Annotated in this window: 30 protein-coding genes and 1 riboswitch; of the genes, 15 read left to right on the top strand and 15 right to left on the bottom strand. The window is 71.8% G+C overall.

Annotated features, from left to right (window positions below; genetic code table 11):
* Window positions 1-123 precede the first annotated feature (123 nt).
* The 4 genes from LQK89_RS04310 to gcvT all read right to left on the bottom strand — a co-directional run bounded on the left by LQK89_RS04310 (window position 124) and on the right by gcvT (window position 6,535).
* A complete protein-coding gene (locus LQK89_RS04310) occupies window positions 124-1,758 on the bottom strand; it encodes a peptide ABC transporter substrate-binding protein (RefSeq protein ID WP_058741976.1) in 1,635 nt (544 codons plus the stop codon).
* A gap of 370 nt (window positions 1,759-2,128) precedes the next feature.
* Window positions 2,129-5,053 carry an aminomethyl-transferring glycine dehydrogenase gene (gcvP, locus tag LQK89_RS04305; RefSeq protein ID WP_231050309.1) on the bottom strand — a complete coding sequence of 975 codons (2,925 nt, stop codon included), beginning with the start codon at window positions 5,051-5,053 and terminating at the stop codon, window positions 2,129-2,131.
* Entirely contained in the window at window positions 5,050-5,427 is a 378-nt protein-coding gene (gcvH, locus tag LQK89_RS04300) for a glycine cleavage system protein GcvH (protein ID WP_114848950.1), read from the bottom strand. The genes gcvP and gcvH overlap by 4 nt, the downstream gene beginning before the upstream one ends.
* A 4-nt stretch (window positions 5,428-5,431) precedes the next feature.
* A complete protein-coding gene (gcvT, locus tag LQK89_RS04295) occupies window positions 5,432-6,535 on the bottom strand; it encodes a glycine cleavage system aminomethyltransferase GcvT (RefSeq protein ID WP_231050308.1) in 1,104 nt (367 codons plus the stop codon).
* A gap of 169 nt (window positions 6,536-6,704) precedes the next feature.
* Window positions 6,705-6,805: riboswitch (glycine riboswitch) on the bottom strand.
* A 95-nt stretch (window positions 6,806-6,900) separates the two neighbouring features.
* Here gcvT and LQK89_RS04290 point away from each other — a divergent pair.
* From LQK89_RS04290 to LQK89_RS04270, 5 genes are all read left to right on the top strand, one after another.
* Complete coding sequence (locus LQK89_RS04290; RefSeq protein ID WP_058741973.1) at window positions 6,901-7,299, top strand: BlaI/MecI/CopY family transcriptional regulator; 399 nt, start codon at window positions 6,901-6,903, stop codon at window positions 7,297-7,299.
* A 13-nt stretch (window positions 7,300-7,312) separates the two neighbouring features.
* Window positions 7,313-8,050: a M56 family metallopeptidase gene (locus tag LQK89_RS04285; protein ID WP_058741972.1), complete on the top strand. Its 738-nt coding sequence runs from the start codon at window positions 7,313-7,315 to the stop codon at window positions 8,048-8,050.
* A 39-nt stretch (window positions 8,051-8,089) separates the two neighbouring features.
* Complete coding sequence (locus LQK89_RS04280; protein WP_058741971.1) at window positions 8,090-8,572, top strand: FBP domain-containing protein; 483 nt, start codon at window positions 8,090-8,092, stop codon at window positions 8,570-8,572.
* Window positions 8,569-8,823 carry a hypothetical protein gene (locus tag LQK89_RS04275; RefSeq protein WP_231050307.1) on the top strand — a complete coding sequence of 85 codons (255 nt, stop codon included), beginning with the start codon at window positions 8,569-8,571 and terminating at the stop codon, window positions 8,821-8,823. Before LQK89_RS04280 ends, LQK89_RS04275 begins: the two co-directional genes overlap by 4 nt.
* Window positions 8,824-8,897: 74 nt before the next feature.
* Complete coding sequence (locus LQK89_RS04270) at window positions 8,898-10,184, top strand: hypothetical protein (protein ID WP_231050306.1); 1,287 nt, start codon at window positions 8,898-8,900, stop codon at window positions 10,182-10,184.
* A gap of 164 nt (window positions 10,185-10,348) precedes the next feature.
* Here the strand turns inward: LQK89_RS04270 and LQK89_RS04265 are convergent, their stop codons facing one another.
* Entirely contained in the window at window positions 10,349-11,227 is an 879-nt protein-coding gene (locus LQK89_RS04265; RefSeq protein ID WP_231050305.1) for a LysR substrate-binding domain-containing protein, read from the bottom strand.
* Window positions 11,228-11,295: 68 nt separating this feature from the next.
* On the opposite strand from LQK89_RS04265, the gene LQK89_RS04260 reads away from it, so the two are divergent.
* The 3 genes from LQK89_RS04260 to LQK89_RS04250 are packed head-to-tail and all read left to right on the top strand — an operon-like array spanning window position 11,296 to window position 12,539.
* The gene (locus LQK89_RS04260) at window positions 11,296-11,784 is read left to right on the top strand and encodes a GNAT family N-acetyltransferase (protein ID WP_058741967.1); all 489 of its coding nucleotides are present in this window, start codon (window positions 11,296-11,298) and stop codon (window positions 11,782-11,784) included.
* Between the two features lie 42 nt (window positions 11,785-11,826).
* Window positions 11,827-12,333 carry a GNAT family N-acetyltransferase gene (locus tag LQK89_RS04255; RefSeq protein ID WP_231050304.1) on the top strand — a complete coding sequence of 169 codons (507 nt, stop codon included), beginning with the start codon at window positions 11,827-11,829 and terminating at the stop codon, window positions 12,331-12,333.
* A 17-nt stretch (window positions 12,334-12,350) separates the two neighbouring features.
* Window positions 12,351-12,539, top strand: a complete 189-nt coding sequence (locus LQK89_RS04250; RefSeq protein ID WP_231050303.1) for a hypothetical protein — start codon at window positions 12,351-12,353, stop codon at window positions 12,537-12,539.
* A gap of 107 nt (window positions 12,540-12,646) precedes the next feature.
* Here LQK89_RS04250 and LQK89_RS04245 read toward each other — a convergent pair whose 3' ends face one another.
* Window positions 12,647-13,834, bottom strand: a complete 1,188-nt coding sequence (locus LQK89_RS04245; protein ID WP_231050302.1) for a MalY/PatB family protein — start codon at window positions 13,832-13,834, stop codon at window positions 12,647-12,649.
* A 110-nt stretch (window positions 13,835-13,944) separates the two neighbouring features.
* Between LQK89_RS04245 and LQK89_RS04240 the strand changes: the two genes are divergently transcribed.
* The gene (locus LQK89_RS04240; RefSeq protein WP_058741962.1) at window positions 13,945-14,721 is read left to right on the top strand and encodes an isocitrate lyase/PEP mutase family protein; all 777 of its coding nucleotides are present in this window, start codon (window positions 13,945-13,947) and stop codon (window positions 14,719-14,721) included.
* Between the two features lie 106 nt (window positions 14,722-14,827).
* Here LQK89_RS04240 and LQK89_RS04235 read toward each other — a convergent pair whose 3' ends face one another.
* Together LQK89_RS04235 and LQK89_RS04230 are read right to left on the bottom strand one after the other, a co-directional pair.
* A complete protein-coding gene (locus LQK89_RS04235) occupies window positions 14,828-16,744 on the bottom strand; it encodes an amidase family protein (RefSeq protein ID WP_231050301.1) in 1,917 nt (638 codons plus the stop codon).
* Complete coding sequence (locus tag LQK89_RS04230) at window positions 16,741-17,523, bottom strand: cohesin domain-containing protein (protein ID WP_231050300.1); 783 nt, start codon at window positions 17,521-17,523, stop codon at window positions 16,741-16,743. Before LQK89_RS04230 ends, LQK89_RS04235 begins: the two co-directional genes overlap by 4 nt.
* A 397-nt stretch (window positions 17,524-17,920) precedes the next feature.
* On the opposite strand from LQK89_RS04230, the gene LQK89_RS04225 reads away from it, so the two are divergent.
* Window positions 17,921-18,211, top strand: coding sequence for a hypothetical protein (locus LQK89_RS04225; protein ID WP_231050299.1), 291 nt, complete (start codon window positions 17,921-17,923; stop codon window positions 18,209-18,211).
* Window positions 18,212-18,406: 195 nt separating this feature from the next.
* Here LQK89_RS04225 and LQK89_RS04220 read toward each other — a convergent pair whose 3' ends face one another.
* The gene (locus tag LQK89_RS04220) at window positions 18,407-18,736 is read right to left on the bottom strand and encodes a hypothetical protein (RefSeq protein WP_058742755.1); all 330 of its coding nucleotides are present in this window, start codon (window positions 18,734-18,736) and stop codon (window positions 18,407-18,409) included.
* Between the two features lie 114 nt (window positions 18,737-18,850).
* Between LQK89_RS04220 and LQK89_RS04215 the strand changes: the two genes are divergently transcribed.
* Complete coding sequence (locus tag LQK89_RS04215) at window positions 18,851-19,315, top strand: helix-turn-helix domain-containing protein (protein WP_231050298.1); 465 nt, start codon at window positions 18,851-18,853, stop codon at window positions 19,313-19,315.
* On the top strand, window positions 19,312-19,641 hold the full coding sequence (locus LQK89_RS04210; protein WP_175326646.1) for a HepT-like ribonuclease domain-containing protein: 330 nt from the start codon (window positions 19,312-19,314) through the stop codon (window positions 19,639-19,641). Before LQK89_RS04215 ends, LQK89_RS04210 begins: the two co-directional genes overlap by 4 nt.
* 7 nt (window positions 19,642-19,648) lie before the next feature.
* Here LQK89_RS04210 and LQK89_RS04205 read toward each other — a convergent pair whose 3' ends face one another.
* Window positions 19,649-20,110, bottom strand: a complete 462-nt coding sequence (locus LQK89_RS04205) for a hypothetical protein (RefSeq protein WP_058742758.1) — start codon at window positions 20,108-20,110, stop codon at window positions 19,649-19,651.
* A gap of 37 nt (window positions 20,111-20,147) precedes the next feature.
* The gene (locus tag LQK89_RS04200) at window positions 20,148-20,501 is read right to left on the bottom strand and encodes a hypothetical protein (protein ID WP_058742759.1); all 354 of its coding nucleotides are present in this window, start codon (window positions 20,499-20,501) and stop codon (window positions 20,148-20,150) included.
* A 108-nt stretch (window positions 20,502-20,609) separates the two neighbouring features.
* Here LQK89_RS04200 and LQK89_RS04195 point away from each other — a divergent pair, with 108 nt between their 5' ends.
* Window positions 20,610-21,245, top strand: a complete 636-nt coding sequence (locus LQK89_RS04195) for a TetR family transcriptional regulator C-terminal domain-containing protein (RefSeq protein ID WP_231050297.1) — start codon at window positions 20,610-20,612, stop codon at window positions 21,243-21,245.
* Between the two features lie 33 nt (window positions 21,246-21,278).
* On the opposite strand, the gene ychF is transcribed toward LQK89_RS04195, so the two are convergent.
* The 3 genes from ychF to LQK89_RS04180 form a co-directional block, all read right to left on the bottom strand.
* The gene (ychF, locus tag LQK89_RS04190) at window positions 21,279-22,352 is read right to left on the bottom strand and encodes a redox-regulated ATPase YchF (protein ID WP_144802492.1); all 1,074 of its coding nucleotides are present in this window, start codon (window positions 22,350-22,352) and stop codon (window positions 21,279-21,281) included.
* Window positions 22,353-22,413: 61 nt separating this feature from the next.
* A complete protein-coding gene (locus LQK89_RS04185; RefSeq protein WP_175326642.1) occupies window positions 22,414-22,566 on the bottom strand; it encodes a hypothetical protein in 153 nt (50 codons plus the stop codon).
* Between the two features lie 9 nt (window positions 22,567-22,575).
* Window positions 22,576-23,130 (bottom strand): hypothetical protein, encoded by a 555-nt coding sequence (locus LQK89_RS04180; RefSeq protein ID WP_231050296.1) that lies wholly within the window; start codon window positions 23,128-23,130, stop codon window positions 22,576-22,578.
* A 51-nt stretch (window positions 23,131-23,181) separates the two neighbouring features.
* Here LQK89_RS04180 and LQK89_RS04175 point away from each other — a divergent pair, with 51 nt between their 5' ends.
* Together LQK89_RS04175 and LQK89_RS04170 are read left to right on the top strand one after the other, a co-directional pair.
* Window positions 23,182-23,856 (top strand): exonuclease domain-containing protein, encoded by a 675-nt coding sequence (locus LQK89_RS04175; protein ID WP_058741739.1) that lies wholly within the window; start codon window positions 23,182-23,184, stop codon window positions 23,854-23,856.
* 95 nt (window positions 23,857-23,951) lie between these two features.
* Complete coding sequence (locus LQK89_RS04170) at window positions 23,952-24,710, top strand: GntR family transcriptional regulator (protein ID WP_231050295.1); 759 nt, start codon at window positions 23,952-23,954, stop codon at window positions 24,708-24,710.
* Window positions 24,711-24,743: 33 nt separating this feature from the next.
* Here the strand turns inward: LQK89_RS04170 and LQK89_RS04165 are convergent, their stop codons facing one another.
* On the bottom strand, window positions 24,744-25,151 hold the full coding sequence (locus LQK89_RS04165; RefSeq protein WP_231050294.1) for a tautomerase family protein: 408 nt from the start codon (window positions 25,149-25,151) through the stop codon (window positions 24,744-24,746).
* Between the last annotated feature and the right edge of the window lie 124 nt (window positions 25,152-25,275).

Below are 25,275 nucleotides of genomic sequence, written 5' to 3'. Positions count from 1 at the left end.
TGTGGTGGGGGAAGGTGTTGCCGCCGTGGTACGGGGGCCCAGGGACCGTTCGGTCCCCGGACCCCCGTCCGGTGGTCGCGAAGCAGGATACCTGCTCGCGGTGTGTCTCCGAGGAGACGGGTGTTACTTCTTCTTGACCTCGACGTCGTAGTACAGCGGCACCGAGTCCCAGCCGAACTTGACGTTGGTCACGTTGTCGTTCGACCACACGCCGGTGACGTTGGAGTACCAGAGCGGGATCTCGGGCAGGTCCTGGAACAGCAGCTCCTGGGCCTGGTCGAAGATCTTGTTGCCCTCTTCGACGGAGGAGGCCGAACGGCCCTTCGCGAGGAGGTCGTTGTACTCGGTGGAGTCGTAGCGCGCGTAGTTGCTCGACGAGCCCTTGCCCATGGTCGGGCCGAGGAAGTTGTACAGCGACGGGTAGTCGGCCTGCCAACCGGTGCGGCTACCGCCCGTGAGCTTGTCGTTCTTCTGGATGTCCAGGGCTTCCTGGAAGGTCGGGATCGCGTTGCCCTGCGCCTTGATGCCCAGCGTGCTGGAGATCGAGTTGGTGACCGCGGTCACCCATGCCTCGTGGCCGCCGTCGGCGTTGTACGAGATGGTGAGCGTCTCGTTGTAGGGCGAGATCTTGTCGGCCTCGGCCCACAGCTCCTTGGCCTTCGACTTGTTGTAGTCGAGGACGTCCGAGCCCTTGAGGTCGCCGTTCCAGCCGGAGATCACCGGCGAGGTGAAGTCCTTGGCCGGGGTGCGGGTGCCGTCGAAGATCTTCTCGGTGATCTGCTTGCGGTTGATCGCCATCGAGACCGCCTCGCGACGGAGCTTGCCCTCTTCACCCTTCCAGTGGTCGAGGTAGTAGGGCAGGTAGATCCCCTGGAAGATCGCCGCGGCCTGGTTGACGTTCGAGTCGGGGAAGTCCGACTTGTAGGTCTGGAAGGCGCTGTCCGGGATCGCGTCGAGGACGTCGAGGTTGCCACCCTGCACGTCGGCGTAGGCGGTGTCCTGCGAGGTGTAGAACGTGATCGTCAGACCACCGTTCTTCGGCTTGCGCTTGCCCTCGTAGTCCTTGTTGGTGACGAGCTTGATGGACTGGTTGTGCGTCCAGGCCTTGTCACCGTCGAGCTTGTACGGGCCGTTGCCGATCGGGTTCTCACCGAAGGCCTTGGTGTCCTTGTAGAACTCCGAGGGCAGCGGCATGAAGGCCGAGTAGCCGAGCGACAGCGGGAAGTCCGACTGCGGCGAGTTGAGCGTGACGGTGAACTCGTCGTCGCTCTTGACCTTGAGGCCGGTGAGCTCCGAGTCCTTCTCGGCGTCGTAGCCCTGGATGTTCTCGAAGAAGTAGCTCGCGCCCTGCGCGTTCGAGAACTGGGCTGCCCAGTTCCACGCCTTCGTGAACGACTCAGCCGTGACCTTCTCGCCGTTGGTGAAGGTGTAGTTGGTGTTCAGCTTGATGTCGTAGGTCTTCGAGTCATCGGTGGTGATGCTCTTCGCGACCTCGTTGACCGGCTTGCCCTTCTCGTCGTACGAGACGAGGCCTTCGAAGATCGACGTGATGATCTTGCCGCCACCGGTCTCGGTGGAGTTCGAGGGGATGAGCGGGTTCTGCGGTTCGCTGCCGTTCGTCGTGACGATGCCGGACGCGTTCGTCGAGCCCGAGTCACCACCGTTGCTGCTGCTGCCGTTGGACGAGCAGGCGGTCAGGGCGAGTGCTGTGGCCCCGAGCACGGCGAGGGCGGAGAGCCCAGCGCGCTTCTTGATCAAGGTTCCTCCTGGTGCATGGGACGCGCCAGGCACAGAGGTGCTGCCGGGCGCGCGTGTCATTGCACTGTAGGCAGTGCCGAGACCCCCGACCAAACCCTGCGGAGATCGGTTACAAATCGGAAACCAAGTCGCAGGATCGTTGCGAGAGGATGCAAGTTTCGCGCGCTCGCACGGGCCCGGTGCCGGATTGTTGCTTCTGCAACGAAGTTGTTGCACGAGCGCACAACGGTGTGCAAGCGAATCCCGACGCCGTGGGGCGTGGAGCGCTCCGACCTTTCCGGCCGCCGGGACGGACCCGGACGCACGCGTGCCCCGCCCGGACGGACCGGACGGGGCACACGCTACCTGCTCTGATGGATCGGGGGAACGGTCAGGCGAACGCCTCGATCGGCGGGCACGCACACACCAGGTTGCGGTCCCCGTACGCCTGGTCGATGCGACGCACCGGCGGCCAGTACTTCCGCGCGCTGATGCCGGGCAGCGGGTAGACCGCCTGCTCCCGGGTGTAGGCGTGCGCCCACTCCCCCGAGATCACCGACGAGGCCGTGTGCGGGGCGTGCACGAGCGGGTTGTCGTCCGCCGGCCACTCGCCTCGTTCGACGGCCGCCGCCTCGGCCCGGATCGCGAGCATGGCGTCCACGAACCGGTCGAGCTCGGCGAGGTCTTCGCTCTCGGTCGGCTCGACCATGAGCGTCCCGGCGACCGGGAACGACATCGTCGGCGCGTGGAACCCGTAGTCGACGAGCCGCTTCGCGACGTCGTCCACCGTGATGCCCGTGCTGTCGCGCAGCGGCCGCAGGTCGAGGATGCACTCGTGCGCCACGAGCCCGTCGGCGCCCGTGTAGAGCACCGGGAACGCGTCCCGCAGCCGTGCCGCGACGTAGTTCGCGCCGAGCACGGCTGCCTCGGTCGCGCGGGTCAGCCCCTCGAGCCCCATCATCCGGACGTAGGTCCACGTGATGGGCAGGATGCTCGGGCTGCCGTACGGCGCCGACGACACCGGACCGCCGGCGTGCGCGAGGCGCCCGTCGGCCGCCTCCGTCGTCGTGCCGGTGCGACGGTCGTCCTGCTGGGCCATCGGGTGGCCGGGCAGGAACGGTGCGAGGTGCGCCTTCGCCGCGACCGGGCCGACACCGGGGCCGCCGCCGCCGTGCGGGATGCAGAAGGTCTTGTGCAGGTTCAGGTGCGACACGTCGCCGCCGAAGTCGCCGAACCGCGCGTGCCCGAGCAGGGCGTTGAGGTTCGCGCCGTCGACGTAGACCTGGCCGCCGGCGTCGTGCACGGCGTCGCAGACCTCGCGGATGTCGTGCTCGTAGACGCCGTGGGTGGACGGGTAGGTGATCATCAGCGCCGCGAGCGTGTCGGCGTGCTGCGCCGTCTTGGCGCGGAGGTCGTCGAGGTCGACGTTGCCGTCGTCGTCGCACGCCACCACGACCACGCGCATCCCGGCGAGCACCGCCGACGCCGCGTTGGTGCCGTGGGCGCTCGACGGGATCAGGCACACGGTCCGCTCGGTGTCGCCGTTCGACCGGTGGTACCCGCGGATGGCCAGCAGGCCCGCGAGTTCGCCCTGGCTGCCCGCGTTGGGCTGCAGCGAGACGGTGTCGTAGCCGGTGACCTCGGCGAGCCAGGTCTCGAGGTCGCCGATCATGTCGAGGTACCCCACGACGTCCTCGCGCGGGGCGAACGGGTGCACGTTCGCGAACTCCGGCCAGGTCACCGCCGCCATCTCGGTCGCCGCGTTGAGCTTCATCGTGCAGCTGCCGAGCGGGATCATGCCGCGGTCGAGCGCGTAGTCCTTGTCGGACAGGTGCTTCAGGTACCGCATCATCCGGGTCTCGCTGCGGTGCGCGCTGAAGACGGGGTGCGTCAGGTACTCGCTGCTGCGCAGCAGGGCGGACGGGAGGCCCGTGGCTGCGTCCCGGACGGCGGTCTCCGTCCCGGGGACGGTCGCGTCCACGGCACCGAACACGACGGCGAGGGCCGTCACGTCGTCCGGGGCGGTCGTCTCGTCGACGGACACCTGGAGGGTGTCGGCGTCGACGCGGTGCAGCAGGTACGAGGCGCTCCGGGCGGCGTCGACGATCGCACCGGCCCGACCCGGCGCGCGGAGGGTGAGGGTGTCGAAGAACGCCTCGTGCACCACCTGGAGTCCGGCACCGCGTGCCGCGTCGGCGAGCGCCGTCGTCGTCCGGGCGACCCGGTCGGCGATGAAGCGCAGCCCCTCGGGCCCGTGGTAGACGGCGTACATCGAGGCCATCACGGCGAGCAGCACCTGCGCGGTGCAGATGTTGCTCGTCGCCTTCTCGCGGCGGATGTGCTGCTCGCGGGTCTGCAGGCTGAGGCGGTAGGCCATCTGTCCGTCGGCGTCGAAGGACACCCCGACGAGTCGGCCCGGCAGCTGGCGCTCGAGACCGGCACGGACGGCGAGGTAGCCGGCGTGCGGGCCGCCGAAGCCGAGCGGGACGCCGAAGCGCTGGCTCGTGCCCACGGCGACGTCGGCGCCGAGGTCCCCCGGGCTGGCGAGCAGCGTCACGGCGAGCAGGTCCGCGGCGACGACCGCGATGCCGCCGCCCGCGTGGACGCGCTCGATGGTGGTGGTCGGGTCGACGATGCGTCCGGAGGCTCCGGGGTACTGCAGGACGACCCCGAACGCGCCGTCGAGCTGCTCGTCGGTGGGGCCGTCGACCGCGTCGAAGGTGCGCAGGGCGATCCCCACGGCGTCCGCACGGTGGTCGAGGAGCGCACGGGTCTGCGGCAGCAGGTCGGCGTCCACGAGGAACGCGTCCCCCTTGACCTTCGACGCGCGGCGGGCGAGGAGCATGCCCTCGACCACGGCAGTGCCCTCGTCGAGCATCGACGCGCCCGCGGTCGCCATACCGGTCAGGTCGGACACCATCGTCTGGAAGTTGATGAGCGCCTCGAGCCGGCCCTGCGAGATCTCCGGCTGGTACGGCGTGTAGGCCGTGTACCAGCTCGGGTTCTCGAGCACGTTCCGCTGGATCACCGCGGGTGTGTGCGTGCCGTGGTAGCCGAGGCCGATCATCGCGCGGCGGACGGTGTTGCGCCCGGCCTTGGCACGGAGTTCCGCGAGGGCCTCGGTCTCGCCGACCGCAGCGGGGATCGCGGAGTGCGTGACCGGGACGGCGTGGATCGACTCGGGGATCGCGGTGCGGACGAGCGCGTCGAGCGACGGCTGCCCGACGGTCTCGAGCATGGTGCGCTGGTCGGCGGCCGTCGTGCCGATGTGGCGGTCGGCGAAGGACGTCTGCAGGTTCTGGTCGGCGGTCGTCATGCGATGGAGGCCCGGTACGCGTCGTGGTCCATGAGGTCCTCGGGGAAGGAGGTCCCGTCGACCTTGAGCTTGACGAGCCAGCCCGCGCCGAAGGGGTCCTGGTTCACGGTGTCGGGGGCGTCGACGACGGCGTCGTTCACCGCGATGACCTGTCCCTCGATCGGCGCGAAGAGCTCGCCGACGCTCTTGGTGGACTCGATCTCACCGATCTGCTCACCCGCGGTCGTGGTGGTGCCCACGGCGGGGAGCTCGACGTAGACGACGTCTCCGAGCTGCTCGGCGGCGTGGTCGGTGATGCCCACGGTGACGGTGTCGCCCTCGACGAGGATCCACTCGTGGTCGGCGGTGTACTGGAGTGCGGTCTGGTCGGTCACGGGCTCAGCCTCTCGGAGTGCGGCGGTAGAAGGGGAACGGGGTGACGGTGCTGGGGACGGCGGTCCCGCGGACGTCGATGTGGAGGACGGTGCCCTCGGTGGCGAGGGCCGGGTCGACGAAGGCCATCGCGACCGGGTGCCCGAGCGTCGGGGAGAGCGCCCCGGAGGTGACGGTCCCGACGACGGTGCCGTCGTGCAGCACGTCGTACCCGGCGCGGGGAGCGCGACGGCCCTCGGTCACGAGTCCGACGAGCACCCGGGCGTCGTCGGCGGGCTGCACACCGGCGTCCCCGACGAACGAGCCCGAGGTCGCGACGACCCGGCCGAGTCCGGCCTGGGCGGGACGCACGGTGGTGTCGAGCTCGTGCCCGTACAGCGGCATGCCGGCCTCGAGCCGGAGCGTGTCGCGCGCGGCGAGCCCCGCCGGGACGACGCCGCGGTCGGCGCCGGCGTCCAGGAGCGCGTCCCAGATCGCCGTCGCGACGTCGGTGTCGCTGTAGATCTCGAAGCCGTCCTCGCCCGTGTAGCCCGTGCGGGCGACGAGGACCTCGGCGCCGTCGAACAGCGCGTGCAGCACCCGGTAGTACCGGAGCTCGTCGAGCGGCGTCTCCGGCTGCAGGCGGTCGGCGACGACGAGCGCGTCGAGCGTCCCGGCGGCGGCGGGCCCCTGGATCGCGACGAGCGCGGTGCTGTCCGAGTCGTCGGAGACCGCGAGGTCGAACCCGGCGGCGCGGGCGGTGAGCGCGTCCACGGCGACGGATCGGTTCGCGGCGTTCGCGACGACGAGGAACACGTCCTCGCCGGTGCGGTAGACGACGAGGTCGTCGAGGATGCCGCCGTCCTCGGCGAGCAGGAGCGAGTACTTCGCCCGGCCGACCGGCATCGCGCCGAAGGAGCCGGCGAGCGCGTGGTCGAGGAAGGCCACCGCCTGCGGACCGGTGACCCCGACCTCGGCCATGTGCGAGAGGTCGAAGACCCCCGCGGCCGTGCGGACGGCGTGGTGCTCGGCGAGGTCGGAGGAGTAGCGCACGGGCATCCGGTACCCGGCGAAGTCGGTGAAGGAGGCGCCCGCGGCTTCGTGGGCGGACTCGAGTGGAGAGGAACGCATGAGGGAGTTCTCCTGGCATCGGCAGGACCCGACGGCCATCGTCGGGCGGAACTCCCCCTCTGTCATGGGCCTGAGAGTTTCACCGCGGCCCGTGAGGTCCGGCGGCTTTCACCGTGGGCGAGACGGCGGACCACCCGGCGGGGGCACGTCGTCTGCTTTTCAGAGTGGCCTGTCCGCTGCGGTGTGGGACCTGAGAGATTGGCGGGGGGATTGCTCCTTCGGTGCCGCGCGTGCCGGTGGGCACCGCACGACGTCTCCCGCGACGGATGAGCGGCCGGTGTTCAGTTGTCCGGTGCCGAGTGTACCGACACCGCGTTTCCGGCATGTGTCGCAGCCGGGGCTTCGACGTCTCGTAGAATGCACCGGTGGCAGGACAGCGATCGCGCCCCCGCGGGCAGCTCGAACAGGCGGTGCTCGAGGCGCTGTGGGCCGCTGACGACGACAGGGCCGCCGACGCGGACGCCGGGCTCACCGCCCGCCAGGTCCTCGACGCGTTCCCCGAGCCGCGGCCAGCGCTGACCACGGTCCTCACCGTGCTCGACCGGCTCGGCCGCAAGGGCCAGGTGGACCGACAGGAGCACGACGACGCGCCCCTGACCTTCCGCGCCGCGCACAGCCGCGAGCAGCAGACCGCCTCGCTGATGTCGAACGCGCTCGCCGCCGCCTCCGACCGCGAGGCCGCCCTGCTGCAGTTCACGGGCTCGCTCGCCTCGGACGACCTCGACGTCCTCCGCCGCGCCCTCGACGCCCGAGCCCGCTCCTGACCCAGAGCCGCCCGTGGTCGTCGCCGGAGTCGCCCTCATCGCCCTCGCGCTCGTCGTGGTGGTCGTCGCGCCGCGGGTCCTGACCCGCTCGGCCTGGACCATCGACCACCCCCGGACCGCCCTGGTCTCGTGGTCGGTCGCCGTCCTGCTCGGCGTGGTCGGCTTCGTGGTCGGCATCGCCCTCGTCGTCCTGACCGACCGCCCGCTCACCGATCCGCTGCGCCTCGGCGACTCCCCCACGCACGGCCTGAACCTCGGGGTCGCCCTGCTCGGCGTGCTCGCGTTCGTCGTCGCGGTGCGGGTCCGTCCCGGGGCGGAGCACGAGGCCGTCCGCGACGCCATGCAGTCCGGCGCGGCACCGCAGCGCGAGATCGTCGGCACGCGCGTCGCGCTGGTCGAGGCGGACCACGCACTGGCGTGCGCGGTCCCCGGCAGGTCCGGCGGGGTGCTGGTGAGCACCGGGCTCGCGGACCTGCTGCGGACGGACGAACTGGAGGCGGTGGTCGCCCACGAGCGCGCCCACCTGACCCAGCACCACGCGTGGGCGGTCGCGGTCGCCGAGTCGATCGAGCGTGCGGTCCCGTGGGTGCCCGGGGCGCGCGCCATGGCGCGCTCGACGCGCGTGCTCGTCGAGTTCGCGGCGGACGACGCAGCGGCACGTCGCGTCGGACGCGACGCGCTGCGCCGGGCGGTGCTCGTGGCGGACGGGACGAGCGCGCTCGGGGCGATCCGTGCCTCCAGGCTGGGGTGACGGCGTCTGTCGGGGGCGAGGCATAGGGTGACAAGCACCGTGAAGCCACTGACCGAAGCAGACATCCGTTCGTCGTTCGTCAACGCCACCCCGGACGAGCTCGAGCAGCTCCCGATACCGGGGCTGCACGAGATGCTCTGGGACGACCGCGAGTTCCTCGGCTGGCGCGACCCGCAGGCCGCGCGCCGGGGGTACATCGTGTCCTGGATCGACGACCGCCCCGTCGGGATCGTCGTGCGCTCCGCCGGCGGCTCCCTCCGACCCGGCATCGCGGCCATGTGCTCGTTCTGCCACTCCCCGCAGCCCGCGACCCAGGTGCGGCTGTTCTCCGCGGCGCGCGCCGGCGAGTCCGGCCGCAACGGGAACACCATCGGGTCGTACATCTGCGAGGACCTCGGGTGCTCGATGCTCATCCGCACCGCGCCGCCGCACCTCAACCCGCCGGCGACGATCGCCATGCGCGGCGAAGCGCTGCAGCAGCGCGTGCGGAACTTCACCGAGGACGTCGCGAAGACCGCGTGAGCCGCTTCGACACCGCTCGCTGGGCCGTCGTCGAGGAGCTCGGTGACGGCCGCTGGCGGCTGAGCCTGCGCGACGAGGCCGACGACGAGCTCGGGGCGTTCGGCCTCGGGGTCGAGGGCGCGTGGGACCCGGACGTCGAACCGCACGTGGGGTTCGTGCTCGTGCAGCTCGGGCTCACGCTCCGTGGTGCCCGGCCCTGGCGGGAGGACGAGCTCGGCAACCAGCGGGCGGCGGTGCTGCCACCGGGCTGACCGACTCTGTGTCCCCGGGCACAGTGCGGGGCGACGATCCACTGGCGGCCGCGCGCTGTTCCTAGGGTCGGCCCGTGACCACCATCCGGCCGACCGTCCTCGCCGCCCTGCTCGCCCTGCTGACGGTGCTGCTGCTCGGCGGATGCACCCGGGGGTTCCTCGAGACACCGCCGCCGAAGGGGTCCGAGGACGCCCTCGCCGCACTGCTCGACGACCTCCGTGCGCTGCCCGGCGTCGCCCGTGCCGGGGGCGACGTCGACCAGGTCGACGCGAAGGACGACCCCACCCACTGGCTCGCCCACGTCGACGTGCGTGCCCGGACCAGCGACCTCGACGTGGCCGCTGCGGTGCGCGGCGTGGTGGCGGACCGGGGGCGGTCACCCGTGCCCGGCACGACGCTCGTCGTCGGGCTCGCCGTCCCCGCCGGTGGCGGTCGCGCCTCGGTCGTCGTCGACCCGATCGACCCGGACCTGGTCGACACGGCGGCACGACTCCGCGCGGAGCCGTTCGTCCGGACCGTCGACGCGGACCGGTTTGGCACCCGGGTCGAGGCGGACGCCCTGCCTTCGTGGACCGAGACCGTCCGCCGGGTCCGGACCGACGCCGGGGACCGCACCGTGACGGTCGAGGCCGGCGACTCCTCGGTCGAGGTCGACGCACTGCACCCCGGAGCCGCCCTGCTCGCAGCGCTCGACCAGGCCGGTGCCCGCGACGTCCGGTCGGAGGTCGGGACCCGTTACGACCGGACCGACCGCGGGACGCCCTCTCGTCCCTTCCTGCGCGCGATCGTCACGGATCCGCGCGGCACCGCGGCGGCGCTCGCCGGCACCCGGGACGAGGCGGCCGAGGACGGGCTGACCCCGCGCACCGCGTTCTCGCTGGCGGGGCCGGACGGCACCGGTGCCACGGTCGTGGGACTGCTCGGGCTCCCCCTCGGCTCGGCAGAGCCGCAGGACCTCGAGGGTCCGGCGCTGCCGTGGGTGTCGGCGGACGTCAGCGCCGAGACGGAGACCGTGCGGTCCCTCGCGGCGGAGTCCGTGGCGCGGACCGGGGTCGACGCCACGGTGACGACGACCGTCGAGCCCTGCGCGGTGGGTCGGGAGGCACTGGGGAACGAGCAGGGCACGCGGGCCGTGGCGACCGTCCTCGTGCCGGTCTTCAGCCGGTACCCGGACGCGCAGGTGCCGTTCGACCGGGTCACGGCGACATGGACCGCCGCGGGACTGACGATGAGCGGTCGGGCGATGGGACTCGACGAGTGGACCGCCGACGACCCGGTACCGCACGGCGTCGCGAGCGCGGACATCCGCGGGACCGCGGAGGGGTTGTCGCTGCGCGTCCGGTCCGTCTGCGTGGGCTGACGGCGCGTGGCGGAGCGCGGTCGGTGCCGGTCGGTGCCGGTCGGTGTCGAACCACCGATCCGACATCGAACCAGCCCCGCGCGCTGGTTCGATGTCGGGTGCCTGGTTCGATCCGGACCCCCGGACATCGGGCGCCGTGCGGGTTCGGCAGTGCACCGCGCGGCTCAGGGCTCCGTCGCGGCGATGAAGTTGCGGAGGATCTCGCGGTCGTCGTCGGCCCGGACGGCCCACACCAGCTCGCTGCGGTGCGGATCGTCCCGCAGCGGCAGCAGCACGACCGTGTCCGGCGCAGCGAGCGTGGCGCTCTCCGGCGCGACCGTGACCCCGAGCCCCGCTCCGACCAGGTGCAGCACGGTCGCCCAGGTCGTCGCCTCCTGCACGACCCGCGGCCGGCGCCCCTCGACCACGACGGGCGCGAGGTTCCGCTCGGTCGCGACCGAACCGGCGACGGCCGGGAAGAAGACGAACGGGTCGTCCACGAGCTCCGCGCCGTGGATCGCCGTCCGGTCCGCGAGCCGGTGCCCGCGCGGGACCGCGGCCACGAACGGTTCCGACCGGAAGGGCCGGAAGCGCACGGCGGGCGTCGGGTCGGGATCCCGCAGGACGGCGAGGTCCAGCTCGCCGCGGACGATCCGGGCGAGGAGCGTCGACGAGTAGCCCTCGGACAGCTCGACGCGGACGAGCGGGTACCGCTGGCGGAACGCCTGGACGCGCTCGATCGGACCGAGGGGCAGCGCCGAGACGACGAACCCGACGTCGAGCCGGCCGGCCTCGCCCCGACCGACCCGGACGACCTCGTCCAGGTCGCGCTCCACCTGGTCGAGGAGCGACCTCGCCCGACCCTGGAGCACGTGGCCCGCCGGCGTGAGCGCCACACTGCGCGAGGTCCGGACGAACAGGTCGACACCGAGGTCACGTTCGGTGCGCCGGATCTGCTGCGACAGGGCGGGCTGCGCGATCCGCAGTCGGGACGCTGCCCGACCGAAGTGCAGTTCGTCCGCGACGGCCAGGAAGGCGCGCAGCTGACGGAGGTCGACATCCATGCGGTCAGATTATCGATGTGCACGAACGAGTATTGGACGTGACTGGATCGTCCGTCGAGGATGGAGGCATGCCCGAAGCGACGCCCACCCTGACCATCGCCGAACTCGACTCCCCCGCCGACGCCACCGCGTTCCGGACCCTCAACGAGGCGTGGATCGAGCGGTACTTCACGCTCGAGGACGAGGACCGCGCGATCCTCGGCGACCCGGTCGGCCGCATCGTCGAACCCGGCGGTGCGGTGTTCGTCGCCCGCCTGGACGACGAGGTGATCGGCTGCGTCGGCCTGATGCCCGTCGGCGAGCGCGTGTACGAGCTCGTCAAGATGGCGGTGTCGCCCGAGCACCAGGGGCACGGCACCGGCCGGAAGCTCATCGCCGCAGCGCTCGACCGGGCGAGGGTCCTGGGCGCTCAGCGCGTGGCACTCGAGAGCGCCAGCCGCCTGGCGAGCGCGGTGCACCTGTACGAGGCGTTCGGCTTCCGACACCTCGAACACGACGAGATCGCCCCGAGCCCCTACGCCCGCGCCGACGTGCACATGGTGCTCGACCTGGTGTGATCCCCGGCCCGGTAGCGTCGCGGCCGCGGTAGCGTCGCGGTCGTGCACATCCGACCGCGCCGCGACGACGACCTGGAGCACCTGGTCGAGGTGCTCCGGCGCACGCACGACGAGGACGGCTACCCGGCGCGCTGGCCCGACGACCCCGCGTCGTGGCTGACGCCGCCCGGGCACCTCGCCGCCTGGACAGCGTGGTCGTCCGGCAGCGTGGTCGGGCACGTCGGGCTGGCCGCTCCCGACCCGGACGCGGCCCCACTGGTCACCCGGCTCGTCGTCCACCGGGACCACCGCGGGCTCGGGATCGCCGACGCCCTCCTCGCGACCGCCGAAGCGGCAGCCGCAGCGACCGCCGAGCCCGCCGCCGACGCCGCCGCCGCCGTTACCGCTGCCGTACCGACCCTCCGGCTCAACGTGACTGAGGAGACCCCAGGCGCGTGGCGGCTGTACGAACGCCGCGGTTGGCGCTTGACCCACCGGTCCCCCGCGGACTGGGCGAAGCCGGACGGCACCGTCCCGACCATGCGGTGGTACGAGAAGCGCCTGCGGTGAGCCGGTACGCTCGCGGCATGGCGACGTACGAGGTGCAGGCCGTCCGCGAGCGCGGCGTGTGGCAGGTGTTCATCGAGGGGACCCCGATCACCGAGGTCCTGCGCTGGTCGTCCGTCGGGCCGGTCGCACGGGAGTTCCTCGCCATGGACCGCACCGGCGACCTGCGCATCCGCGTCGTCGGGCGCAACCAGTACGTCGACGACTGAGCTCGCCGCGCGAGCCCGTGCCCGAGACTCGGCCCCGGCGACGAGACTCGAGCGCCGGCCCGCGGGACTCGTCGCTCAGCCCGAGACTCGGCCCAGGCCGCCGGCACTCACGCCACGTGCCAGACCAACCCCTCCTGCGCACTCGACGGGTACGCCGCCGCGATGCGGAACACCGCCTCGCGCAGGGTCTCCGGTGAGCACGCCAGGTTGAGCCGTGCGAACCCCCGGCCCTGCGAGCCGAACCCGAGTCCCGAGTTCAGCGCCACGTAGGCGTTCTCGCGCAGGGGCACCGCCGGGTCGTCGCCCAGGCCGATCCCCCGGAAGTCCAGCCACGCCAGGTACCCGGCCCGCGGACGCGTGTAGACCACCCCGGGCAGGTGCTCGGCGAGCAGCGACCCGAGCAGCCGCTCGTTCGCCACGATCCGGGCGACGACGTCGTCGAGCCAGTCCGTCGCGAGCGTGAACGCAGCGAGGTTCGCGTGCAGCCCCAGGATGCTCGTCCGGCAGGCCACCTCCTCCCACAGCGTGTCGAGGAGCGCCTCGGTCCGGTCGTCCCCCGCGACGATCACCGAGCACTTCACCCCCGCGAGGTTCCATCCCTTGCTCGCACTCGTCACGCAGACGCTGCGGGCACCGGCGGCCTCGGCGACCAGCGCGAACGGGGTGAAGCGGACGCCGGGGTGCGTCAGCGGCGCGTGGATCTCGTCGCTGATGACGAGCACGTCGTACCGCGCGGCGAGTTCGGCGAGCGCCACCAGGTCGGCTCGGTCGTGCACCAGGCCCATCGGGTTGTGCGGGTTGCAGAGCAGGAAGACGCGGACCCCGTCGGCGAACGCCCGCTCGAGCCCCTCGAGGTCGAGCCGGTAGACGCCCCACTGCTCGGCGAGCGGCACCTCCTCGACCTCACATCGCGCTTCTTCGACGAGCTCGAAGAACGGCGGGTACACCGGCGGCGTGATGGCGACGCGGCCACCGTCGGGCAGCGCGAGACGCAGCGACTCGACGATCCCGACGCTGACGTCCGTCGCCAGGTGCACGCGTGCCGGGTCGACGTCCCAGCCCCACCGCTCGCGGGCGAACTGCGCGAATGCGGGCGCGAGCGGCCCCGGTCCGTCCAGGTACCCCAGGTCGGACTGCTGCACGCGCTCGATCAGCGCCTGCCGGATCGCCGGCGCGACGTCGTGGTCCATCTCCGCGACGAACAGGGGCAGCACGTCGGGCGCGTACCGCGTCCACTTGATGCTCGTGCGGACCCCGCGGAGCGAGCCGACCGGGTCCTGTTCGTCGTCAGCCATGCGTCCAAGCATGCATCGGAGAGGAGGCACGGTGCGAGTCCGACCGTCATCCCGCGTCGTCTGCGGTGCCGTTCCCGGCCCCGCCAGGCGTCCGCCCGTAGGTTCGGGTCATGAGCACGAGCACCGCCGACAAGGCGACCACCCTCAAGCAGCTGCACGAAGCCCCCGAGATCCTCCGCGTCGTGAACGTCTGGGACGCGATCAGCGCCAAGGTCGTCAGCGACCTGCCGGAGACGAAGGCGATCGCGACCGCCGGGCACTCGATCGCCGCGAGCCACGGCTACGACGACGGCGGGATGCCCCTCGACGTCGCCCTCGCCGGCGCCGCGACGATCGCGAGCGCGACCGACCTGCCGGTGACCGCAGACCTCGACGACGGCTACGAGGACCCGGCCGAGACGATCCGGCGGGCGATCGGCGCGGGCATCGTCGGCGCGAACGTCGAGGACCGGCTCCGCCCCTTCGACGAGGCCGTGGCCCGCGTCGCCGCGATCACCGCCGCCGCCCAGGCCGAGGGCATCGACTTCCAGCTCAACGCCCGCACGGACGCGATCGCCCGCGGTGGAGACCGCCCGATCGACGAGAGCATCGAGGACGCGATCGCCCGCGGCAAGGCTTTCCTGGACAACGGCGCCGCGCTCGTGTTCGTCCCCGGCGCTATCCAGCGCGACGTGGTCGAGCGACTCGTCGCGGGCCTCGGACGCGGCAAGCTCTCGGTCATCGGCCTGCCGGGCGCCCTGCCCGCCGCCGAGTACCAGGAACTCGGCGTCGCACGCATCTCCTACGGCCCGCTCACGCAGCGCGTCGCGCTGCGCGCGCTCCGCGACCTGGCGACCGACCTCTACGGCGGCGGCGTGGTCCCCGAGGACACCCCCGTCCTCAACTGACGGTCACCGACCGGCCACGTGACGGACGGGAGGCGCGACACCAGCTGGTGCCGCGCCTCCCGTACGGTGTGGGGTCGCGTCGCGACCGACCGACGGCCGCTCCCGGTCAGCCGACCGGCCCGTAGAGGGCCGGTGTGGTGCGCGCGTGCGTCGCCTGCTCGAAGGCGTAGCCGAGTCCGATGACCGTGGCCTCGTCGAACGAACGGCCGAGGAACTCGAGGTTCACGCCGCCGCCGGTGACGGTGCCGTCCGCTGCCGTGGCCTGGCCCATCGGAACGGTGATCGCCGGCATGCCGGTGTTCGGGCTGAGCCGCATGTTCGTCGACTGGGTGCCGTACGGCGTCCCGGACGGGTACACGAGGGCGTCGAGGTCCTGGTCCTGCAGCATCTGCGTGACGAGCTGCTTGCCGGTCGCGAGCTGCGTCGTGTGTGAACCGCTCGGACCCGCCCACGCCTGGTACTGCGCGTCGGTGACCGCGTTCCGCGACTCGTAGGTCGCCTTCCGGCTCGGGACGTACCTGCCGGAGTCGAGGATGCCCTGCAGCGACCGCGCACTCACGTCGGGGTCGAGGTGCTTCGCCACGTACTCGTCCAGGTCGTGCCCGAACTCGTTCGTGCTGCCGCTCCCCTCGGAGAGCACGCGGTTGAAGCCCGTCGTCGCGGTGATCGGGACGACGGTCGCGCCGGCGGCCTGCAGCTCGGCGACCGACTGGTCGAAGAGTCGCTTCGTCGTCGCGTTCGTGCCGACCATGCTCGTGACGTAGCCGATCCGGGCGCCCTGCAGCGCGGTCGGGTCGAGCGACGCGGTGTACGACGTGGGCACCTTGCCGACCTGCGCGCTCGTCGCCGGGTCGGCGGCGTCCACGCCCGTGACGGCGTCGAGGGCCACCGCGGCGTCGGTCACGGAGCGGGCGATCGGCCCGCCGGTGTCCTGCGACAGCGCGAGCGGGATGATCCCGTCGCGGCTGGTCAGGCCGACGGTCGGGCGGATGCCGACCAGCTGGTTGTAGGTCGACGGGATGCGGATCGATCCGCCGGTGTCGGTGCCGAACCCGATGCCGGCGAGGTTCGCCGCGATCGCCGCGCCGGTGCCGCCGCTCGATCCGCCGGCGCTCTGCGCGGTGACGTACGGGCTCGCGACGAGGAGCGAGGAGCCGGCCGGCTGGCCCGCCGAGAACTCCGACACGAAGCCGTAGGCGAACTCGTCCAGGCTGGCCTTCGCGAGGATCACCGCGCCGGCGTCCCGGAGCCCGGCGACCATGGTCGCGTCGGTGGTGGTCTGGTTGCCGTCCCAGCAGCCGCAGCCACCGGTGGTCGGCATGTCCTTGGTGTCGTAGTTGTCCTTCACGGCGATCGGGACTCCGAGGAGCATGCTCGTCATGCCGTGCGCGGCACGCTCGGCGTCGGCGGCCTTCGCGGCGCTCAGCGCGGCGGCGTTCGTCGTGATGATCGAGTTGAGCGGGCGGCCGGTCGACGCCGGGTCGACCTTGGTGCGGTCGTAGGCGGCGATCCGGTCGAGGTACTCCTGCGTGATGGCGGCCGAGGTGGTCACCCCGGCGTTCATCGCGGCCTGCATGTCGATCGTCGACGCCTCGACGAGCTGGAACGGACCGTCGTCGTAGATCATCCGCTGCGAGAGCGCGGCGACGTCGGCGACGGTGATCGTGCCGTCCTGGTCGGTGTCCGCCGCCGCGACCGTCGACCAGTCGGGGTCGGTGCTGCTCGTCGCGCCGAGGTGGGCGGTGAGGAGTGCCACGTCGTCACGGGTGACCTGGTCGTCGCCGGTCAGGTCGAGCTGCGTGTAGTACGGGGCGAGCATCGCGGCGGGGCTCGCGTCGACCGTCGGTGCAGCGGTGGCGGTGAGTGCCGGCGCGGCGGCGAGCGCCGTGCCGACGAGGGCGATCAGGGCGACGCCGGACGCGGCGGTGCGCTTCCGGGAGGTCCGTGCTGCCTGCTTGCTGCTGACGGTGGCTGCCCGCTTGCTGTCGGTCGTGGCTGCCTGCTTGCTGTCGGCGGTGGTCATGCGGCGGCTCCCTCGCGCTCGCGGCGTGCACGACGGGCGCGCACGGTGAACAGGGCGGTACCGAGGCCGAGGAGTGCGAGCGACGCGGCCGCCCACGGCAGGACGTCGGCGCCGGTCCAGGCCAGCGCGCCGCCGGTCGGTCGGCCGCCGTCGGTACCGACGGGCGTGACCCCGGCAGGCGTCGTGGCGCTGCCGGACGGCTCGCTGGTCGGGGTGCCGGTGGGGTCGGCACCGGCGGTCGGGCCGCTCGTCGGGGGCGTGCTGGGCGAGGGCCCGGCGACGGCGACCGTAGCGGAGGCCGGGTCGGCGAGGGTCGTGGTCGACCCGTCCGATCCGACGAGCACGAGGCGCGTGACCGTGAGGGTCGTCTCGCCGGCGGCCTCGGGCGTGAGGGACACCCCGGCGTCGAGGTCACCGCTCAGCGCCGGCGAGGTGCCGAGCCGGGTGTGGACGATCGTGATCGCGTCGGCGTCCTGGTCGGCGCGGTCGAAGCCGCCGTCCGGGCCGGTGACGCTGTCGTCGACGAGTGACACCGCGCCAGGGTCGGCGTCGAGGGTGATCTCGTACGCGTAGACGTCCGTGGTGGCCGGGATCGTGACGTCGAGGTCGAACGGCTGGCCGACGGTCGCGGCCGTCGGAGCCGCGACGCGGACGGTGGACGCGGTCGGAGCCGCCGACGCCGGTGCGGCGACGAGGAGGCTGAGGCCGATGGCCCCGGCAGCGGCGATCGTCGCGGAGACGACCGTGGCGCGGGGACACCGGAGGGTTCGGTGCTGCATGCAGGCAGGCCCTTCGGGTGCGGGATGGCTGAGCGGGTACTCAGTGATCCGCACGCTAACGACGTGCTGTTTCACGGACGGGCGCGGGGCGTTTCATCGGCGTTACGTCGTGCCCGCCCAGCGCGGGCGTGGGATCTTGCTGGACGTTCCCCACGACCTGACGTATAGTGTCTGGTTGGTGAACTGCAGCGAACCCATCTGACTCGCGCACACCGAACCGTCTCGACACCGATCCGCCGGATCGCATTCCACCGAGACCACCGCTCGATCTCAACGGACGAGCTGCACGTCGAGACACGACGTGCGCGCCACGCCCCGATGCGTCGGACCGGACTGGGACGTCCGTGCCGACACCGGGAGCCCCTGGCGCCGAACGACCAGGAAGTACCGCACCACCATGACCAGCACCATCGACCGCATCAGCATCTCCGGGACCGCACTCGCGGCGCCCGTGATCACCCCCGACCGCATCGCCGAGTTCCCGGTGCGCGAGGACCGCTCGCAGCGAGAGTACCTCGTCCGCATCCCGGCCGACGACCTCCGGACCTTCGTCTCCCGTGACGCCCGCGTGGCCGTCGACGGCGAGGCCGGCTGGACCGTCCCCGGACGCTCCTGGCGGGGCGAGGCGAGCCGGACCATCCTGCTCGCCGGGTCCGTCCACCAGGGCGAACTGGCCCTCGCGGCCTGACCGCACCCGCTCGACACCGAACGCCGCCGGCTCCGTGCCGGCGGCGTTCGTCGTGTCGGGCGTCGGTGCCTTTTCCGTCAGACTGCCTGCTCGCCTGCTCGCCTGCCCGTCGATGGAGCAGCAACCGTCGAGTCCTGGCGGGACGCCCGACGTCTTCTGCTCCATCGAGTGGGCTGCGCGTGTCTGGCCTCCGGGTCAGCGGTCGTCGGCGCCGCGGAAGTGCGCGCGGCCGTCGGCGTTCACCGGGACCGCGGGGCCAGCGCGCCGAGCGGCGTCGCGGAGCCGGCGGATGAACGCCGGGTCCTCGGGCTCGAGTTCGTCGTCCGGCGCCACGGTGACCGTGAGCTCGCTCGCCGGCCCGATGAGCACGAGCGCGGTGGAGACCGAACCGTCGTCGCCGACGATCGGCACCGTGATCGCGTCCGTCCGGGCGTTCGCGCCGAGCACTGCTGCGTAGTCGACGACCGCGTCGGCGATCAGGTCCCCCGTCAGGATCAGGTTGGCGTCGTAGTGGATGTACTTCACGTGCCCTCCCGCTCTGTCCCCGTCGACGCTAGGTGGGCGGTGTGCGAGGCCGTTCGAACTCTGCGTTCCCTGGCCAGGCAGGACCGGTACAGTCCGGGTCTATGGGGACGGAGCATGCGCATCGATCGGGCCGCTGACCTCCTGCGTGCCGCGCGCGAGGACGTCGGCATGTCGCAGAGCGCGCTCGCCTCGGCTGCCGGGATTCAGCAGCCGACCATCTCCGCGTACGAGAGTGGCCGCAAGCAACCCCGCGGTGAGACGCTGGCACGACTGCTGCGCGCCGCCCGCGTCCGTCCGAGCATCCCGCTCGCGTTGTACGCGGACGACATCCTGCGCGCCGCTGAACGGCACCACCTCACGAACGTCCGTGTGTTCGGTTCTGCTGTGCGCGGTCAGGACCACGAGGACAGCGACATCGACCTGCTCGTGTCCCTGACCCCGGACGCCTCGTTGTTCGATCTCGGTGGGTTCGCCCACGATGTCGAGACGATCACCGGGTTCACCACCGACCTGCTCACCGACGACCTCGACGGTGACGACGCGTTCCGGCACGTGCTGGACGAGGCGGTGCCGTTGTGAGCGATGAGCGTCCCGTCCGCGTCCGCGACGGCCTGTTGGACCTGCTCGCGGAGTGTTCCATGATCGTCGACCGCGGCCGCTCGGAGTTCGACGAAGCACGCAGCCTGACCTACCGCGCCGACGAAGCCGTCGTCATCCACTTCGATGATCTGCTGGGACGCCTTCCAGACGACCGGCTCGCGATGCTCCCGGCAGATCTCTCGCTGGCAGCGGTGCGCCGAACCCGGAACATCTTGTCGCACGACTACCGACGCGCGAGGAAAGAGATCGTCTGGGACGTCGTGGAGCACAGGATTCCGGCCGTGATCCTGGCGGTCGTCGGCTGACGCCGGGTCAGTACTCGTTCTTGATGACGAAGTACGAGCCGCGGATCGTCCCGGCGAGCTTCGACCGCTGCCGCGCGAACTTGAACGCGCTCAATTCCTCGGGCTCGTCCATGCCGTCGGAGAGCTTGAAGCCGACCGCCCGTTTCCCGCCGGGCTCGAGAGCGTAGAGGACGTTGATCGACAGGCCCGACTCGTGGAACACGTAGGTCCACCGGAGTCCCTCGACCTCGAACTGCGTCGCCTCGAGCACCGGCGACGAGATCTCGATGCCCCGCTCCTCGCGCAGGATCCGGGCGACGTACTCGACGAGCTCGGGAACCTCTGCCGCCGGCTCCGTCGTGAAGACGTGGTCGTACTTGTTCCGGAAGTACCGCGCCTCGTTCGCCCGGAGTCCTGCGAGGGCCTCGGCGTGCGGTGAGGACTCCAGGCCCTCGGTGGAGACGGTGACGAAGTCGACGACGTACGACATGGCGACACCGTATCGGAACGGCGCCCGCCGGGGCAGGTCAGGGGGTGGGCGGCTGCGTGCGGAGCTTCCGCGCCTCGGGCTCGTCGGAGTGCGACGAGGCGGCGTCGGCGAAGCGTCCCCCACCGACCGCAGCCGTACGACGGACCAGCTCGTTGACCAGGTCCTCGTCCTCCGGCTCGAGCTCGTCGTCGGGTGCGTCCTCGACCATGATCTGCGACGCCGGGCCGAGCAGCACCTCGGCGGTCGTGCTGAACCCCTCGGCGTCGGCACTCGGGATCTCGACGATGTCCGTCGTCCCGTTCTCACCGAGCGCAGCGGCGTAGGCGAGCACCGCTTCGGCGATCGCAGTGCCGGTCATCACCCGGTTGTCTCCGTAGACCACGTACTTCATGCCACCATCCAACGCCCCCACTTCCGGGCGTCCCCAGGTTCGTCCCCCACTCGGGCACGGCCTGTTCTGGGGGTGGCTCCCCGGACGGACACCGGGTGGACTGGTGACATGCTCCCCGTCGCCCCCGCCGATGCTGCCGCGCGCCTCCGAGTCGAGGTGGTCGGGGCGATGATCCGCGTGCTCCGTGTCCGCGCCCTGCACGAGGTCACGTTCGAGCACGTCGCGACGGAGTCCGGTCACCCGATCGACATCGTGACCGAGGTGTTCCCCACGTGGGACGGGCTCCTGCTCGCGACGATCGACCAGTGGAACGAGCAGCGGACCCTGCCGCTCATGCCGATCGCGGAGCGCAGCGGCACCGTCGTGTTCCTGCGCGCGATCGTCGGAGCGAACGTGGCCGATCCGTCGCTCATGCGCTTCCTGACGTCCACGCTCAACATCGCCGCGACGCCGCACCACCCGCTCGCACCGATGCTGTACGTGCGGTGGCGGCGCTTCCACGCGTTCGTGCAGCAGGCGCTGCAGCACGACGTCGAGGTCGGGCGCGAGCCGGACACCATGGAGCCGGCGCGGGGCGCCGAGCAGCTGCTCGCGACCTACGAGGGACTGCAGCTGCAGTCGATGGTCCGGCCGGAGATGGACCTGCTCGAGTCGTTCGACCGGGCGGTCACCCGGCTGCGCGAGGGGTGGTCACGCGCGTACGTGCCGCCGGTGTGGGACCTGGACGCGCTCGAGACGGTCTGACCCCGCGCAACCGCACCCAGGTCGCCCGCTCGATCAGTTGTTGAAGCGGAACTCCACCACGTCGCCGTCCTGCATGACGTAGTCCTTGCCCTCGATCCGGGCCTTGCCGGCAGCGCGCGCCTCGGCGATCGAGCCGGTCGCCATGAGGTCCTCGAACGAGATGACCTCGGCCTTGATGAAGCCCTTCTCGAAGTCGGTGTGGATCACGCCGGCAGCCTGGGGCGCCTTCCACCCCTTGCCGATCGTCCACGCCCGCGACTCCTTCGGCCCGGCCGTCAGGTAGGTCTGCAGCCCGAGGGTGTCGAAGCCGATGCGCGCGAGTTGGTCCAGCCCGGACTCGGTCTGCCCGGTGGACTCCAGCAGCTCTGCGGCGTCGGCGGGGTCGAGGTCGATCAGCTCCGACTCGACCTGGGCGTCGAGGAACACGGCCTGCGCGGGGGCGACGAGCGCGGCGAGCTCGGCCTTGCGGGACTCGTCGGTCAGGATCGCCTCGTCGACGTTGAAGACGAAGATGAAGGGCTTGGCCGAGAGCAGCCCGAGCTCGGCGATCGGCGCGAGGTCGATCGTCGCGGCGGACAGCAGCGTGCCCTGCTCGAGGATCTCCTTCGCGGCGCGCGCGGTCTCGAGCACGATCGGCTCGGCCTGCTTGAGCTTGACGGTCTTCTCGTACCGGGGCAGCGCCTTCTCGATGGTCTCGAGGTCGGCGAGGATCAGCTCGGTGTTGATGACCTCGAGGTCGTCCTTCGGCGAGACCTTGTTCGCCACGTGCACGACGTCGTCGTCGGTGAAGCCGCGGACGACCTGCGCGATGGCGTCGGCCTCGCGGATGTTCGCGAGGAACTTGTTGCCGAGCCCCTCCCCCTCGCTGGCGCCCTTGACGATGCCGGCGATGTCGACGAACGACACCGGCGCGGGCACGGTCTTCTCGGACCCGAAGAGCGTCGCGAGCTGGTCGAGCCGCGGGTCGGGCAGGTTCACCACGCCGACGTTCGGCTCGATCGTCGCGAACGGGTAGTTCGCGGCGAGGACCTGGTTCTTGGTCAGGGCGTTGAACAGGGTCGACTTGCCGACGTTCGGGAGACCGACGATTCCGATGGTGAGAGCCACGGGAGGACAGCCTACCGGCGGCCGCCCGCCGGGGCCGACCCCGATCCTCCAGGCCGGTGGGTCAATGCTGCCAGAGGGAGGCCGCCGCCACCCAGATGGTGGTCCACAGCCCGTAGGCGGTGCCGGTCACGACGAGCGCGACGGCGGCGCCGCTCGCGGCGAGCGCCGCTCCGAGTCCGATACCGCGCTGGGCGGTCCCCTGGTCTTCCCCCATGCAGCGAATCTACGACGGGTCGCCTCCGGACGCCAGGGCGCGGATCCGGCGGTCCACGAGTTCCAGGACGTCGGACTGGAGGCGCTGCGAGCGTCGCCAGTCACCGGTCACCTCGAGCGCGTGGTCGGCCCCGTCGACGGTGTGCAGCCCGGCACGGGTCGTGCCGACCGCGGACGGCACCCAGAGCGGATCGGCGGAGCCGCCGACCGCGAGGGTTCCAGAGCCGCATCCGGCGAGGGCGGCGGCCACCGTGCCGTCGGTGAGGACAGGGGTCAGCCAGACGCCGTCGACGCCGTGGCGGACCGCCCACGGGAGCGCGTACGAGCCGAAGGACTTCGCGACGACCAGGTCGGGCATGCGGCAGTCGAGCGCGGCGGCGACGGCGCGCTCGACGAACGCGACCGGGTCAGCCTTCGCGGCGGCGTCGACCGTCCAGGTGGGCGCGACGACCTCGGCGCCGTACCCGGCGGCGATCGCGTGCGACCACCACAGCAGCGGCGCCTGACGGCCGTAGCCGGCGCCGGGCAGCAGCAGGACGAGCGGGGGCGTGGTGGTCGCGGTCACGCTCCGGACGCTACCGCCCGGTGGCCGCAACGCCGAGGGCACGACGGGGGGATGTCGGAACCCCGTGCGACGATCGGGCCCGTGCCGTTGAACTTCACCGCGATCGACTTCGAGACCGCGAACAGCTCGCCCGCCAGCGCCTGCTCCGTCGGACTCGTCAAGGTCCGCGGCGGCCGGGTCGTCGATCGGGCGTCGTGGTTCATCCAGCCGCCGACCGGGCACGACGCCTTCCTGGAGTGGAACACGCGCATCCACGGCATCGTCGCGTCGGACGTCGTCGGCGCGAAGGGCTGGGCGGAGCAGTACGCGGACATCGTGGCCTTCGCCGAGGGGGACGTCCTCGTCGCGCACAACGCCCGCTTCGACATGGGCGTGATCGCCGGAGGGTGCTCCGCCACGGGCACCGAGCTGGCCGAGCACCACTCGCTGTGCTCCCTGCAGGTGGCCCGCAAGACCTACGCGCTCGAGTCCTACCGCCTGCCGATGGCCGCCCGGGCAGCGGGGTACGTCGGTTTCCAGCACCACGACGCGGCCGCGGACGCCGAGGCCTGCGCCGCGATCGTCGTGCACGCCGCCGGCCAGCACGGGTGCGACACGGTCGAGGCGCTCGGGGCGGCGACGCGCGTGCACATCGCGCCGGTCCGACCGCGTGCCGAGCAGCCACGGGCGACGACGCAGCCGCGGCAGCCGCGCCTGTCGAACCGCCCGATGATCTTCGCCGACTGACGCCAGCGGGCCGCCGGGGAGCCGCACAGCGCGGTGGTATTGTCACGACAATCCGTCCGGCGCTGTCGCCGACCCCGTCTTCCCGAAGGACCGCGATGACCAACGAGGGCCAGCTGCCGTCCGACCTGTTCCTGGACCTGGACCGGTCGGGTCCGATGCCCCTGTACTTCCAGGTCGCCTCGCGCATCGAGGAGACGATCCGCTCGGGTGTCCTGCCCCCCGGTGCCCGGCTCGAGAACGAGATCGCCCTCGGGGAACGCCTGGGCCTGTCGCGGCCGACGATCCGCCGGGCGATCCAGGACCTCGTCGACAAAGGGCTGCTCGTCCGTCGGCGCGGAATCGGCACGCAGGTCGTGCACGGCCCGGTCACGCGGAAGGTCGAGCTGACCAGCCTGTACGACGACCTGGCGCAGGGGTCGCAGGCGCCGACGACGAAGCTGCTGGAACGGAACGACGTGCCGGCCTCGGACGTCGTCGCCGAGGCCCTCGGCGTCGCCCCCGGCACGCTCGTCGCCCACATCCGCCGGGTGCGGTTCGCCGAGGACGTGCCGATGGCGGTGCTCGAGAACTACCTGCCGCCGGAGTTCACCGACATCACCGACACCGACCTGCAGGCGCACGGCCTGTACCAGCTGCTGCGCGGCCGGGGCGTGACGATGCGGGTCGCGAAGCAGCGGATCGGTGCCCGCGCAGCGACCGGCGACGAGGCCGACCTGCTCGAGATCGAGGACGGCGACCCGGTGCTCACGATGAGCCGGACGGCGTACGACGCGTCGGGCCGGGCGGTGGAGTACGGCGTGCACTGCTACCGCCCGGACCGCTACTCGTTCGAGGTCACCCTCGTCGACAAGTAGGCCGCGCGGCCGCCACGACCCGGTCGGGACGGGTCAGCTCGCGTCGGGGACGCCGAGCTCGCCGGTGACGTACTGGGCACGGCCGAACCCGAACGACCAGTCCTGTGGGCCGTTCTCGACGTAGCCGATGAACACGTCCTCGCTCGCGACGCCGGCCTCGGTGAGCCGGTCGTGCACGGCACGGTAGAGGCCCTGCTTCGCCTCGTCGCTGCGGCCGCGCTGCGTGAAGACCTGGATGACGACGACGCCCTCGGTCCGCTCGAAGCCGAGGCCGGCGTCCTGCGCGATGATCTGCTGTGCGGGGTGCTCGGTGATCACCTGGAAGCGGTCGCGCTCCGGGATGCCGTACTCCGAGACGATGGCGGTGTGGATCGCGTCGGCGATCGCGCGGACCTGCTCGGGGGTGCGGCCGGTGGCGAGGTCGATACGGACGAGCGGCATGGTGCCTCCTGGTTCGGGACTTTGTCATTACATACTAACAAGCGCCAGTCCAGAAGTCTCCCCGAGACGGACTGGAGGCGCGGTGCCAGCCTGCACCGCGCCTCCAGTCCGCTTCTCGGCCCGT

It is taken from the genome of Curtobacterium sp. C1, assembly GCF_021049325.1.
Classification (GTDB): Bacteria; Actinomycetota; Actinomycetes; order Actinomycetales; family Microbacteriaceae; genus Curtobacterium; species Curtobacterium citreum.
This window is presented reverse-complemented; position numbering and strand designations above follow the sequence as displayed.